General features: G+C 58.7%; 12 protein-coding genes and 1 pseudogene. 12 read left to right on the top strand and 1 reads right to left on the bottom strand.

Translation table 11 applies throughout. From position 1 onward, the window contains the following. Nucleotides 1–6 precede the first annotated feature (6 nt). The 6 genes and pseudogenes from AUC61_RS17950 to AUC61_RS17975 form a co-directional block, all read left to right on the top strand. Nucleotides 7–1,545: a cryptochrome/photolyase family protein gene (locus AUC61_RS17950; protein ID WP_243247532.1), complete on the top strand. Its 1,539-nt coding sequence runs from the start codon at nt 7–9 to the stop codon at nt 1,543–1,545. 232 nt (nt 1,546–1,777) lie between these two features. Next, on the top strand, nt 1,778–1,918 hold the full coding sequence (locus AUC61_RS17955; protein WP_243247533.1) for a DUF2256 domain-containing protein: 141 nt from the start codon (nt 1,778–1,780) through the stop codon (nt 1,916–1,918). Nucleotides 1,919–2,037: 119 nt separating this feature from the next. Further along, complete coding sequence (locus AUC61_RS17960) at nt 2,038–2,580, top strand: cysteine hydrolase family protein (RefSeq protein ID WP_243247534.1); 543 nt, start codon at nt 2,038–2,040, stop codon at nt 2,578–2,580. A 3-nt stretch (nt 2,581–2,583) separates the two neighbouring features. Continuing rightward, complete coding sequence (locus AUC61_RS17965; protein ID WP_243247535.1) at nt 2,584–3,558, top strand: GlxA family transcriptional regulator; 975 nt, start codon at nt 2,584–2,586, stop codon at nt 3,556–3,558. A 239-nt stretch (nt 3,559–3,797) separates the two neighbouring features. After that, nucleotides 3,798–4,391, top strand: a complete 594-nt coding sequence (locus AUC61_RS17970; RefSeq protein ID WP_243247536.1) for a flavodoxin — start codon at nt 3,798–3,800, stop codon at nt 4,389–4,391. A gap of 20 nt (nt 4,392–4,411) precedes the next feature. Beyond that, nucleotides 4,412–4,535: pseudogene (locus tag AUC61_RS17975) on the top strand (SDR family oxidoreductase); the annotation flags it as partial. 156 nt (nt 4,536–4,691) lie between these two features. Here AUC61_RS17975 and AUC61_RS17980 read toward each other — a convergent pair. Next, complete coding sequence (locus AUC61_RS17980; protein ID WP_122663356.1) at nt 4,692–5,462, bottom strand: GntR family transcriptional regulator; 771 nt, start codon at nt 5,460–5,462, stop codon at nt 4,692–4,694. Nucleotides 5,463–5,531: 69 nt separating this feature from the next. On the opposite strand from AUC61_RS17980, the gene AUC61_RS17985 reads away from it, so the two are divergent. The 6 genes from AUC61_RS17985 (at nt 5,532) to AUC61_RS18010 (ending at nt 13,106) form a co-directional block, all read left to right on the top strand. Continuing rightward, entirely contained in the window at nt 5,532–6,812 is a 1,281-nt protein-coding gene (locus tag AUC61_RS17985) for a M20 family metallopeptidase (RefSeq protein ID WP_243247537.1), read from the top strand. A 95-nt stretch (nt 6,813–6,907) separates the two neighbouring features. Beyond that, complete coding sequence (locus tag AUC61_RS17990) at nt 6,908–8,479, top strand: ABC transporter substrate-binding protein (RefSeq protein ID WP_243247538.1); 1,572 nt, start codon at nt 6,908–6,910, stop codon at nt 8,477–8,479. Between the two features lie 15 nt (nt 8,480–8,494). Then, nucleotides 8,495–9,442, top strand: coding sequence for an ABC transporter permease (locus AUC61_RS17995; RefSeq protein ID WP_243247539.1), 948 nt, complete (start codon nt 8,495–8,497; stop codon nt 9,440–9,442). After that, nucleotides 9,435–10,268, top strand: coding sequence for an ABC transporter permease (locus tag AUC61_RS18000; RefSeq protein WP_243247540.1), 834 nt, complete (start codon nt 9,435–9,437; stop codon nt 10,266–10,268). The genes AUC61_RS17995 and AUC61_RS18000 overlap by 8 nt, the downstream gene beginning before the upstream one ends. Continuing rightward, on the top strand, nt 10,265–11,899 hold the full coding sequence (locus AUC61_RS18005; RefSeq protein ID WP_243247541.1) for a dipeptide ABC transporter ATP-binding protein: 1,635 nt from the start codon (nt 10,265–10,267) through the stop codon (nt 11,897–11,899). The genes AUC61_RS18000 and AUC61_RS18005 overlap by 4 nt, the downstream gene beginning before the upstream one ends. Then, a complete protein-coding gene (locus tag AUC61_RS18010) occupies nt 11,889–13,106 on the top strand; it encodes a M20 family metallopeptidase (protein WP_243247542.1) in 1,218 nt (405 codons plus the stop codon). Before AUC61_RS18005 ends, AUC61_RS18010 begins: the two co-directional genes overlap by 11 nt. Nucleotides 13,107–13,174: the final 68 nt, after the last annotated feature.

A 13,174-nucleotide genomic window follows, 5' to 3' on the forward strand; every position in this document is an offset into this window, starting at 1 on the left:
GATCGGATGAGTAGGGCCCGCCGACTGTGTCTGATTCTGGGCGATCAGTTATCTTTTGAACTTGCCTCGTTAACCGGGCTGGATGTCGAGCGTGATGCAGTCTTGCTGGTCGAGGTCATGGAGGAAGCCAGCCACGTTCCTCATCACCCTCAGAAGATCACACTGATTTTCAGTGCCATGCGGCACTTTGCCGAGGCTTTGAAAGCACGCGGTATTTGTGTGCACTACGTCAGGCTCGATGACCCGCAGAACAGCGGCTCAGTACCTGGCGAGTTGCTTCGTTGGCACTCGTTGTTGCAGCCAGAAACGTTGCACCTGACCGAGACCGGTGACTGGCGTCTGGAGCAATCGATCAAGCAGTGCGGCTTACCGATCCTGTGGCACAGCGACACGCGTTTTCTCTGCAGTCGCACCGGGTTTTCTGACTGGGCTCAAGGTAAAAAACAGCTACGGATGGAATTCTTCTACCGCGAAATGCGCCGCAAAAGCCGGTTGTTGCTCAATGGCGACGGTACACCGGTCGGGGGTGCATGGAACTTCGATGCAGAAAACCGCAAAGCGCTGCCCAAAAACGTTCGTGCCCCCTACCCGGCTCGTTTCTCTACCGACGCAATCACTCAGGAAGTGATCACGCTGGTTCGGGAAAGGTTCTCCTGTCACTACGGTGCGTTGGATAACTTTGATTACCCGGTAACTCATGCCGAGGCCCAGTCTCTCTGGGAGTACTTTCTGGACTATGGGCTGGCAGGCTTTGGCGATTATCAGGATGCGATGGCCAGCGATGAACCGTTTCTTTTCCATGCACGCATCAGTGCGGCGCTGAACATTGGTCTGTTGGATCTGCGCCAGTTGTGCAGCGATGTGGAGTCGGCGTATTGGTCAGGCAGGATTGCGCTGAATGCCGCAGAGGGCTTCATTCGTCAACTGATCGGCTGGCGCGAGTATGTCCGTGGCGTGTACTGGTTGAAGATGCCGGATTACGCCAGCGGTAATGCGTTCGGCAACAGCAGACCGCTGCCGGAGTTTTACTGGACCGGCAAAACCAGAATGAACTGCATGCGCCAGGCCATTGGTCAAAGCCTGGAATACGCCTATGCCCACCACATTCAACGGCTGATGGTAACGGGCAACTTTGCGCTGCTGGCAGGCATAGCACCGCCGCAGATATGCGAGTGGTATCTGGCGATTTATATGGATGCGTTCGACTGGGTCGAATTGCCCAACACGCTGGGCATGGTCATGCACGCCGATGGCGGCTATCTCGGCTCAAAGCCTTATTGCGCCAGCGGTCAGTACATCAAGCGCATGTCCAATTACTGTGGTGACTGTGCTTACAAAGTGACCGAAAGCACCGCCGACAATGCGTGCCCGTTCAACGCTCTGTATTGGCATTTCCTGATGCGCCACGGTGATGTTTTGCGGGGTAATCAGCGCATGGGCATGATTTATAGAAATCTCGACCGCATGGACGAATCCAAACAGGAAGCACTCTGGCAACGGGGTGAGATGTTGCTCGCCAAACTGGATGCGGGGGAGTTGATTTGACACGGCTTCTTTGTCCGGGCGACCTCACAGCGGCTCATGGAATTCACGCGTTTCTTCTGTAGGAGTGAGCTTGCTCGCGATAGCGGTAGAACTGTTGAGAAATTATCGTCTGACCAGACGCTATCGCGAGCAAGCTCACTCCTACAGGGCCTAATGTTCACTGCTCGAAGGGCGCACTTCTACAGAAGTACATTTCAATGCCAAGAATTGGATTTTTCATGCGAGCAATGCGTTGAAGAAAAGTGAGCTGCCGGTAAAAACCTGCGTTGTCTGTGGCTTGCCCTTTACCTGGCGCAAGAAGTGGGCTCGCTGCTGGGATGAGGTCCGCTACTGTTCGGAGCGTTGCAGGCGGCACAAGCACGCCGCTCGTTGATATCGCGCATATGTCCGAAAGCGTCCTGCATGCGACCGAGCGCTGTCTGTTGCCGTGCTTGTCTCGCCCATACCATGTCCTCTGCCGTTCACATACTGTAGAAGCCAAGAGGACAGACCATGAGCAACAGAGCCCTGATTGTCATTGATGTACAACATTCCTTTCGCCACTCCGCCTATTGGTCCGAAACCGGCCTGCCGGGCTACCTGAAAAATCAACAGGCGTTGATTGACGGCTGTGTCCAGCAAGGCATCCCCGTGGTACAAGTCTTCCACGTTGAGGAGCAGGGACACTTTTCCCTGGCTTCGGGCCATGTGAAAACCCTGGACGAGGTATCAATCAACCCTGACGTGATCATTCACAAGCGTCACCACAGCGCTTTCGCAGGCACCCCACTGGCCAGTTGGCTGAGGGAGAGAAACATCAATTCCTTGATCATCAGCGGCATCCGCACCGAACAGTGCTGTGAAACCACTACACGTCACGCTTCAGACAGTGGCTTCAACGTGGACTTCGTCAGCGAGGCGACTTTGACGTTCCCCATGACTCACTCACGCAGTGGCCGCACTTATAGTCCGGCGGACATTCGTGAGCGTACCGAATTGGTGCTGGAAGATCGCTTTGCCCGGATTACCACCGCCGCTCAGGCACTGGCAGGTTAAACGATGATCGTCCCGGTGTTGTTTGTACTGCTGCCCAATGTGCTGATGCTTGATCTCGCAGGCCCGGCGGAAGTACTGCGCATGGCCTCGCAACTTGAAGGCCCGAACGGGCTGGATTTTGATTTGCAGTACGTCAGCCCGGTGCCTTCACTGCAATCATCAATCGGCCTGCCACTCGCAGGTCTTGCGCCTTTGCCGGAGACCCTGTCGCCAGGGACGATGGTCGTGCTGGTGGGCTCTACAACGAACCTGTCACCTTCTGGTCTACTGGAATTCGAGTCAGCCAGCGCCGCCGTCACCGACTGGCTTCGTCAGGTATTCGAGCCGTCAGGCGAGCGATTGGTGTGCATTTGCGCCGGGGCGTTAAGTGCCGCAAGAGCGGGTTTGCTGGACGGCCGACAATGCACCACCCACCATTCCCTTTGCACGACGTTGCAGGCTCTCGCGCCAACGGCACGAGTCCTGGAAAACCGGCTGTATGTGACTGACGGTCAAATCAGCTGCAGCGCTGGCGTCACGGCGGGCATAGACCTGATGCTGCATCTGCTCGCCGAACTGGCAGGACCACAAATGGCCTGCGCGGTGGCTCGGGACATGGTCGTGTACATGCGGCGTGGCGGCGCAGACCCGCAACTGTCGCCCTGGGTCAGCGGCCGCAACCACTTGCATCCCGCACTCCATCGGGTGCAGGACGCACTCACCGCAGCACCGTGCGATGACTGGAGCGTGACTCGCATGGCAAGCCTGGCCTGTACCAGCAGCCGACATCTGGCGCGTCTGTTCCATGAGCACGCTGGGGTTAGCCCGCTCGATTACTTACACCGGCTGCGGGTCAGCGTCGCCCGCGAACTGTTGGCCCAATCAAACCTTGATATGGAAGCCATCGCTGAACGCGCAGGTTTCGGCTCGGCCAGACATCTACGCCGTATCTGGGGCAAGTACGAAACCGCTCCGCCATCGGAAAGCCGGTACGTTTAGTCGCACGCTCCTGAGTCAGTTGCAAGACGAATACAAAGGGGTGATTGATGTATTTATGAACCTCACTCAGCAGTCCTTGCGGATTTATCACTCTAGTGCGCGCTACACGTGGCTCTTATATTGATGCCGGATGCATCAGCAAGCGCTTGAGTAAGCGCGATATCGCTTTCCTCTTCCCCTCCCCGTCACGGTGCTCAACTCCCGACCAGGCTCATCTATCTGGAATTGCAGAGAACGCTATGACCGACAGTTACGACCCCATACGCCGGGCAATGATGATTGCGCTTGCCGCACTACCACTAAGCGGAACTGCGTCCGCCTATAGCCAGGCGGGCGAAGTCCGGCACACCGGTTCGCGGACCCTCGTGGCGTACTTTTCCCGCTCTGGAAATACGCGTGTCGTCGCAGGCTTGATCCAGCGATCGCTGGCCACTGACGTATTCGAAATCCGGACCGCCTCGCCCTACCCCGAGGATTACCTGGAGACGGTGGAACAAGCCCGGCAGGAGCGTGACGCGGGATACGAGCCGGAACTGGACATGAAGATTTCTGACATTCAACGCTACGACACCGTGCTGCTCGGCTTCCCTGTCTGGGGAGAAACCGCTCCACCAGTGATTCGCGCATTCCTGAGCGCCCACGACCTGGCCGGTAAAACACTGATTCCGTTTATCACCCATGGAGGCTACGGCCTGGGTAATAGCTTGAAGGTCCTTTCAAGCCACGTCCTTAAAGCCCGACTGCTGGAAGGTTTCGTGATGCAGGCCGATCAGGAAAGGCAAACCATGAACAGCGTCGAGAGCTGGTTGAGCGAAGCAAAGCTCAAGGGCTGAACGCTTCAGAATTATCACTTCCCGCCAAACGCGGTGGCACACCCGATGAGGTTGGGGCCGGAAGGCACGTTTATCACCGGCAGCGACATCCTCATGGACGGTGGTGTTACGGCGCAGTACTGGTATGGCGAGGATATGGGCTGAACGAACGCCCAAACCAGAGCGTTGCAATACCCCCTGTAGGAGCTGCCGAAGGCTGCGATGGCGGTGTATCAGGCATAACTGATCGCAGCCTTCGGCAGCTCCTACAGAATATGCATTTCAGGCTTCTACGGAGGGTTGCGTTTGCAGCGCAACGGCCTAGCGGATCTCATTGACGTACATGAAGTGCTCAGTGCTCGCACGCTGGTGGGTCATCATCACCGGCGTAGCCGCCTGATCGAATGACACAGCATCAATGATCATCAGCGCATGGGGCGCAGTCAGTTCAAGCAGACGGCAATCCTCTTCATTGGCCAGGCCAGCGGTCAGTTGCTCGCGCACGGCTGCAACTCGCAGACCGTACTGTTCCAGCAGATAGCGATACAGCAACTCTGGCAGCTCATCCGGCCCCGGGAAGTCCGGCACCTTGCTGGCCACAATCGTGAACTGCTCGTGCATGGCGGCCACGCCGTCGATGCTGCGCAGACGGTGCAATCGATACACAGGGCTGCCTGCTTCGATCAGGAGCTTTTCAGCATCCTGCGCACTCGCTTCGCCTAACTGATAATCGAGCAATACGGTGCGCGACTTGAGCAGTGCCCCTTCCTTATTGTGCAAACGAAAGTACTGAAAGAAATAGCGCAGGTTGTGCAGTGGCGCCCAGCCAGTCACCACGGTGCCCGTCTTGCGGCGGCGCATCAGCATCCCTTCGGACACCAGTTCGGCCAGTGCACGGCGGATGGTGCCGACTGACACGCCAAAATCAGCGGCCAGCGCGTTTTCGCTGGGTATCACCGTGCCGCTGGTCCACTCACCGAGCAGAATCGCCTCGGATATCTGCCGTTTGACCACTTCATAAAGAGGCGCACTGTCGTTTTCGCTCAGCCGCGAAAAATTCCCGGATGCGGGCGGCGAATTGCTATCTGTCATCTTTTTTCCTTGACGGGCCGTGCGTGGATACTTAACTATAAACTATATAGAAATACATCGAGAGCAAAAATGACGACGAATGCAGCGCTGAAACAGGCACTCCAGTCGATCGAAGCGGATCATGATTCGCTCATCAGCGATCTGCAACGAATGATCGCCGTGGACACCTGTTTTCCTCCGGGAGCAGGCTATGGTGCGTTTGCCGACCTGATGGAAGAATTAGTCACGCCACTGGCCATGAACACCCGGCGCGTCACGGTGCCCGAGGCGCTGTGGCAGACCCGCAGTGGCGAAGCCTATGGCGAGCGCATCAATCTTGTCGCCCGCCAGGCAGGAGATCAGGAGGTGTGTAGCCTGTATTTCCACGTCGACACGGTACCGCCCGGCGACGGCTGGACCCAGCCGCCGCTGCAACTGACCGAGGTTGAAGGCAAGCTCATCGGACGCGGCACCGCTGACATGAAAGGCAGTATTGCCTCTACCCTCGCCGCCTTGCGCGCCGCGCAGCGTTTCAATTTGCCGTTGCGTTACTGCCCTTCGCTGCTGCTGTGCACTGATGAAGAAGGCGGTTTGTACCCCGGCATTCGTTATCTGGCTGAACAACAGTTGGTCGAAGGCCATATCCTCAGTTTCAACGGCGGCGCGGCTCCGCGTATCTGGGCGGGCTGTTTCGGCAGTGTCGATTTGAAGATTACCGTCAAAGGGCGGTCTTCTCATTCGGGTGAGCCGGTCAACGCGATCAATGCCATCGAACAGAGCCTGCCGCTACTGAATGCGCTGCACAGTCTTAAACAGCAGGTGCAACAGCGAGCCTGGCCGATGCCCGCGCCACCGCATTACAACGGCGCCCCGCTGATTTCACGCATGACGCTGGCCGCTGCACATGGTGGCAGCAAGGGATCAACCGTCCCGGCGCAATTCGAGATTCTGATCAATCGCCGCTATGCGCCGCAGGAGCCATTCGAACAGGTCATGGCTGAATTGCAGCAGTGCATCGATACCGCCATGGCTGATAGCGAAGCGTTGTCCGTTGAACACGAAATCATCGGTCATCTGGCGCCGGTCGCAGACCCTACAGGCCCGCACTGGCCACGCTGGCAGGCGGCACTTGGGGTTGGCTTTGGCTTCACTGAAGAACAATTCCAGTGCTATGGCTCGTCGAGTAGCTCGGACATGGGCTGGGTACAGCAAGCCGGCATTCAGGAGATTCTCCTGGGTGGGCTGATCCGTCCGGAAAGCCGGATCCATGCCGCTGACGAATACACCACGCGCGGCGATCTGGTCGCATTGGCGCAATCGATTCTGGCTTATCTGGCAGCGGACTTTACCCCGCCAGCTCAGCCTGACTGAACACTGTAAGCCCCGAAGACCGGCATCAAGACTGGTTATCGGCTTTGTTTTACCTGGCTGCCCTACGCCCACTCATTGCTAAGTGAAGTATCGCCATGACCACAGTTTTCAGGCTCAATCGCCGTCGTTTCCTGACCACCTCCGCCATTGTCACCGGCGCAGCGATGCTGCCGTTCTCCAGCACGCTATGGGCTGCAGCCGCTGCACGCAAAGGCGGCACCTTGCGGATCAGCGTCGATCAGGCAGTTGGCATGCTCAATCCGCTGCTGGCGCGGGTCAATCCTGAGTACTTGCTCAGCGAGTTGCTCTACAACGGGCTGACGCGCCTGAGCCAGGATATGCAGGCCGAACCCGATCTGGCTCAATCCTGGAGCCATAACGATACCCTCACGGAGTGGACGTTCACGCTGCGCAGCAATGTGCTCTTCCATGACGGCAGTACTTGCACGGCCAAGGACGTCGCCGCCAGCCTGCAGGCGATCCTTGATCCGAAGACGGCCTCACCCGGCCTGCGCAACATCGGCCCGATCCAGAGCGTAGAGGCGCTGGATGATTTGCGCGTCAAGCTGACCACCAGTGCACCGTACGCCGACCTGCCGGTGAGCCTGGCTTATCCGGACGCCAAGATCGTCCCGGCCGCCATCGTGCAAGGCGACCTGAGCCGCCTCTCCCGCGAAGCCGTGGGCACCGGTCCTTTCAAGTTGGTGTCATTCGAACCTGAACGCATGGTGGTCGTTGCCCGCAACGAGCGTTTCTACGACCCGCAGCGTCCGCATCTGGACCGCGTTGAAATCCGTGTGTACCCAGACCCGTCTTCAGAAAGCTCGGCGCTGATGTCCGGCGACATCGACCTCATGCTTTCCGCTCAAGCCACTGAGTTCAGTCGTCTCAGTGAAGCCAGCGGGGTCAAAGGCCTGCGCGTCGCTTCCGGTCAATTCCTGAACATCAACATGGCCTGCGATCAACCGCCGTTCAACGACGTTCGCGTTCGCCAGGCGCTGTCCCTGTGTGTTGACCGCGCAGCGCTGGTGGATTTTGTCGCTGAAGGCTTTGGTACGCCCGGCAATGACACCCCGCTCAATGCCGCCTACCGCTACCACAGCGACATCGCCTTGCGCGAAGCCAACATTGAGCAGGCAAAGAAACTGCTGGCCGATGCGGGTTACCCGAACGGTCTGGACATCACACTGGTTGCCTCGGACAAACCGTCCACACGCACGCAACTCGGCATCGCGGTGCGTGAAATGGCCAAGCCTGCCGGTTTCAACATCAACGTTGCGACCATGGCCAACAGCACCTATCTGGATCAGGTCTGGAAGAAGGGCAACTTCTACGTTGGCTTCTACAACATGCAGCCCTCCGCGGACGCAGTGTTCTCGCTGCTGTACACGTCGAACGCCGCCTGGAACGAAACCCGCTGGAACAACGCCGAGTTCGACGCGGCTGTTGCCGCCGCGCGTGGCACTGACGACCCGGTCAAACGCGCCGCCCTGTACGCCACCGCGCAAAAACTCATGCACGAACAAGTGCCGTCACTGATCCCGACTTTCTTTGATGTACTGGCCGCACAGCGCAACTACGTTCAGGGCTATCAACTGCACCCACGCGGCGCGGTATTCCGTCTTGATCAGGCATGGCTGGACGACAGCGCGCCAAAGCGTGGATAAACCGAGGATAAACCTGTGACTGCTGCTTATCTGACCAAGCGTTTGCTGTTGGTCGTGTACACCCTGCTGATCGTGTCACTGCTGGTCTTTGCCATTACCCAGTTGCTGCCCGCCGATGCCGCGGTGACGCTGCTGGGCCAGAGCGCCACGCCTGAAGCCCTCGCCGCTCTGCGGACAAAACTCGGGCTTGATCAACCTGCCTGGCTGCAATTCAGTCACTGGCTGATGGCTGTGTTGCAGGGGGATCTCGGCGTGTCGATGCGTAATGGCCAGCCGGTGCTGGGGTCGCTGCTTGATGCGCTCGGCCGCTCGCTGCTGTTGGCGGCCTGCTCGTTGCTGCTGATGCTGGCAGTGGCGATTCCATTGGGGATCATTGCCGCTGTGAGGCGTGGCCGTCCGGTCGACCTGATCATCGGCGTGCTCTCCTATATAGGTGTGTCATTGCCGGAGTTCGTCACCGCCACACTGCTGATCCTGCTCTTTGCCGATGTCTGGCAATGGCTGCCAGCAACCGGTTATGTGCCTCTTGGCGACAACTTCGTAGAAGGCATCCGCCACTTGGTTCTGCCGACGCTGACGGTGTCGATGATCATGGTTGCCCATGTTTCCCGCATGGTGCGCTCGGAAATGGTCGATGTACTGGAGACCGACTATATCCGCGCTGCCCGCCTTAAAGGCCTGACACGGCGGCGGGTATTGCTGCGTCACGCGCTGCGCAACGGCTTGCTGCCAACCATCACCATCGTCGCTCTGGACGTGGGTTACCTGCTGGGCGGCATCGTCGTGGTCGAGGAGATTTTCAACATCCCGGGGATCGGCCGCGAACTGCTGGTGGCTGTCGCTGCCCGCGACTTACCGGCGATTCAGGGCGGTGTGCTGATCCTTGCTGCTACCTATTGCGTGGTCAACTTTGTGGCTGACCTGACCTATGCCTATCTCGACCGGCGAATTCAATATGCGTAATGTTTTTTACCGGCTGCTGGCAACGCCTCAGGGCTTGCTGGGCAGTCTTATCCTGCTGCTCGCTGTGGTGCTGGTGGTTGCCGGGCCAGCCCTGGCGCCATTCGACCCGGAAGCCATTTCGATTCTTGCCCGCTACAAGGCGCCGAGCCTGGTGCATTGGCTGGGCACGGATCAGATGGGCCGTGACATCCTCAGCCGCGTGCTGATCGGCGCGCGAGCGACCATTTCGTTATCGGTCTTTGCGACTGCCATGGCGATGCTCATCGGCGCATTGCTCGGCACCGTCAGCGGTTATATCGGCGGACGTATCGACGAAGCGCTGATGCGTACGCTGGATGCGGTGATGTCGATCCCTACCCTGCTGTTTGCGTTGTTGATTGTCAGCACCCTGGGCAGAAGCGATTTCAACGCGGTACTGGCCATCACCATTGCTTTCGTACCCGGCATGGCACGGATTGCCCGCAGCGTCGCCCTCGCCGCTCGCCGTCAGGACTATGTGAATGCCGCCATTGCCCGGGGCGAATCCACCGCCTACATCGTCATTCGGGAAATGCTGCCCAATATCGTGGCGCCGATCATCGTGGAGGCGACCATACGCGTGGCCTTCGCCATCATGCTGTTCGCGACGCTCAGTTTTCTGGGCCTTGGCGCGCAACCACCACAGCCAGAATGGGGCCTGATGGTGGCCGAAGCGCGGCGCTATTTCTTTCAGGCACCGTGGATGATGCTGATGCCGGGTCTGGCCATCGCCATCATTGCGATCGGTTTCAACTTGCTGGGTGATGGCTTGCGCGATGCCCTTAATCCTAAGGGGCACCGCTCATGAGTACAGTCTTGCAAGTGGCTGACTACAGCCTCGACTATCAATTGCCTACGGGCGCTCTGCACGTGTTGCAGAACATCGATTTCAGCGTTGCTGCGGGCGAAGTTGTTGGTCTGGTCGGTGAGTCCGGCTCGGGTAAAACCACGTTGGGCTGGGCAATCATGCGTTACCTGGCAGGCAACGCCCGGGAGATTGGCGGCAGCATCAGCCTGCAGGGCGAGAACCTGCTGCAAATGCCCCAGCGCCAGGTGGAAACACTGCGTGGCGGGCGGCTGGGGATGATCTTTCAAGACCCTAGCGCCTCTCTTAACCCGACCCTCAGCCTTGGCGAGCAGGTCGTGGAAGTGCTGACCCGCCACCGCAACCTCGGTTACCGCGAAGCCTGGGCCTTGGGCGAGCAATTGTTGGCCGACGTCGACCTCAAAGACCCCGCTGCCATGATGAAGCGCTTTCCCCATGAAGCCTCGGGCGGTGAAAAACAGCGCGTGCTGATTGCCACTGCCTTTGCGTGTCGTCCGCAATGCCTGATTTTTGATGAGCCGACCACGGCACTCGACGTGATCAGCTCGGCGCAGATCCTGCAGTTGTTCCGCCGTCTGCGCGAAGAAACCGGGGTTGCTTCTTTATATATCTCCCATGATCTGGCGCTGGTATCGCGAGTCGCGGACCGGGTTTGTGTGCTCAACCAAGGGCGCATTGTCGAGCAGGCACGCGGCGGGCGTATTTTCAGTGCGCCGGGTGATCCTTACACGCAACGTTTGGTCGCGGCCGTTCCAGCCGCCGACAAACGTCTGCTGGATGAACAAAAAGCCACGGGGGCACCGCTGCTGCAAGTCAGCGACCTCAACGTCCGTTATGGTCGGCCCGGCATGCTCGACAGTCTGTTGCGACGCAAATCCGTGACCTCTATGGGCGCTCGCGACATGAACCTGAGCATGGCGCGTGGTGAGATCCTCGGCATCATTGGCGAATCAGGCTCGGGCAAATCAACCCTGGCCAAGGCCCTGACCGGTCTGACCCCGTTCACGGGTGCCGTGTATTTCGATGGCACGCCGATCGCCGGGCCTGCACAAATGGATCGCGATTACCGGCGCAAGGTGCAGATCATCTTCCAGCACCCGGATGCGTCCCTCAACCCAAGGCAAACGATCGGCCAGATTCTCTCCCGACCACTGCGCCTGTATGGCTTGAACGAGGGCGAAACCGAGACGGACGCCATCGCCCGTCTACTCCGCGAAGTGCGCTTGCCTGAAGACTTTGCCAGCCGCTATCCCCACGAGCTGTCGGGTGGACAAAAGCAGCGTGTAGCCATTGCACGCGCCTTCGCCGCCCGCCCGGAACTGGTCATCTGCGATGAAATTACCGCTGCACTGGACGTTTCGGTGCAAGCAACGGTTATCGAACTGCTGCTGGAGCTGCGACGCCAGCACGGCACTGCGTACCTGTTCATCACTCATGACCTGAACCTGATCCGGCAGATCGCCCACCGTATCGCGGTGATGTACCGCGGCGACTTGCTGGAAATTCTGCCCGCCGTCGATATGGCCGCACAGGCAACTCACCCCTATACCCGCGCCCTGCTCGATGCAGTGCCACAGCCTTTGAATGAAATGGAGCCCCTGCATGACGCCTGAAGCGCTACTCGAACGCATTGACGAGGCGTACTGCCTGCATTTTCTGGCGCGCATGGTGCAGCACAAAAGCTACAGCGCCACCCCCGAAGAAAGGCAATTGGCTGAGTACATGGCGGGACAGATGCAGGCGCTGGGTCTGGATTCGCAATTGATGCCAGTTCCAGGCGAACGCCTGAACGCTATCGGCACGCTCAAGGGTCAGGGCGGCGGCCACAGCCTGTTGTTCAACGGGCACCTGGACACCAACCCGGTGACCGAGGGCTGGACCGTGGATCCGTGGGCCGGAAAGATTGATGACGAGTTCATTTATGGCATCGGCGTCTCCAACATGAAAGCGGGCGACGCTGCCTACTTCTGTGCGCTGAAAACCTTGATCGACGCCGGTATCAAGCTCAAGGGTGATGTCATCCTGACGTACGTGGTCGGTGAGTTGCAGGGCGGCATCGGCACCATCGCGGCTATAGAACAAGGCGTGAAAGCGGATTACTTCATCAACTCTGAACCCACTGACTTGCAGGCCGTCACCCTGCATGTGGGCTCGTTGATGTTCGTGATTGAACTGACAGGCGATACCCGTCACCTGTCCAAACGTGAAGAAGCCGTAGACGTGATTACCGCTGCGGTGCGATTGATTCCGCAGATCAACGGCATCACCTTCAGCGGTGCCCGCTCGCCGGAACATGAAAAGGTTAACCGCGGGCACATCGGCGTGGTGCGCGGCGCGCTGGGCCGCGATCTGGAAGAATGGCGTCCGCCGCAAGTCGCGGACTTCCTGCGCTTGCGCGGTTCGGCTCGCTACACCCCTGGCCAGACAGTGGAGTCGGTGCTGGCAGACATACAGCGCCTGCTCGATCAGCTCTGCGAACAATTTCCGGGGCTGCAAGCAGAGTTGATCAACGACAGCGATAACCAGCCGTTGATGCCGCCCTTCGAAGTGTCCCACGACTCGCTGATCGTCAAGGCGGTCAACGCGGCTTATCTGCAGGTCCGTGGCGAGCCTCAGCCAACCGGGATCATCACCCCGCCCGCCTATTTCGGCACCGACGCTGCGCACTTTTACCAGCGCCTGGGCATGCAAGGCGTGGTCTGCGGCCCCGGCGGCAAGTTCAACACCATGCCGGATGAACGCGTGCATAAAGTCGACTATCTGGACATGGTGCGCGTCTACATTCTGGCCATCCTCAGTGTGTGTGAGGTTGCCGAATAAGACTTAACGCACAACAGGTATTCATAAGTAAAAGGCAAGGACGCCCACAATAAAAATAGCGTTTTTCA

Origin of the sequence: Pseudomonas maioricensis, assembly GCF_022790535.1 — a bacterium.
Classification (GTDB): Bacteria; Pseudomonadota; Gammaproteobacteria; order Pseudomonadales; family Pseudomonadaceae; genus Aquipseudomonas; species Aquipseudomonas maioricensis.

What these genes read in the sequence shown, in the direction of transcription:
- AUC61_RS17950 (WP_243247532.1), top strand. Translation starts at nt 7, where the DNA reads ATGAGTAGGGCCCGCCGACTGTGTCTGATTCTGGGCGATCAGTTATCT.
- AUC61_RS17960 (WP_243247534.1), top strand. Translation starts at nt 2,038, where the DNA reads ATGAGCAACAGAGCCCTGATTGTCATTGATGTACAACATTCCTTTCGC.
- AUC61_RS17965 (WP_243247535.1), top strand. Translation starts at nt 2,584, where the DNA reads ATGATCGTCCCGGTGTTGTTTGTACTGCTGCCCAATGTGCTGATGCTT.
- AUC61_RS17970 (WP_243247536.1), top strand. Translation starts at nt 3,798, where the DNA reads ATGACCGACAGTTACGACCCCATACGCCGGGCAATGATGATTGCGCTT.
- AUC61_RS17980 (WP_122663356.1), bottom strand. Translation starts at nt 5,462, where the DNA reads ATGACAGATAGCAATTCGCCGCCCGCATCCGGGAATTTTTCGCGGCTG.
- AUC61_RS17985 (WP_243247537.1), top strand. Translation starts at nt 5,532, where the DNA reads ATGACGACGAATGCAGCGCTGAAACAGGCACTCCAGTCGATCGAAGCG.
- AUC61_RS17990 (WP_243247538.1), top strand. Translation starts at nt 6,908, where the DNA reads ATGACCACAGTTTTCAGGCTCAATCGCCGTCGTTTCCTGACCACCTCC.
- AUC61_RS18000 (WP_243247540.1), top strand. Translation starts at nt 9,435, where the DNA reads ATGCGTAATGTTTTTTACCGGCTGCTGGCAACGCCTCAGGGCTTGCTG.
- AUC61_RS18005 (WP_243247541.1), top strand. Translation starts at nt 10,265, where the DNA reads ATGAGTACAGTCTTGCAAGTGGCTGACTACAGCCTCGACTATCAATTG.
- AUC61_RS18010 (WP_243247542.1), top strand. Translation starts at nt 11,889, where the DNA reads ATGACGCCTGAAGCGCTACTCGAACGCATTGACGAGGCGTACTGCCTG.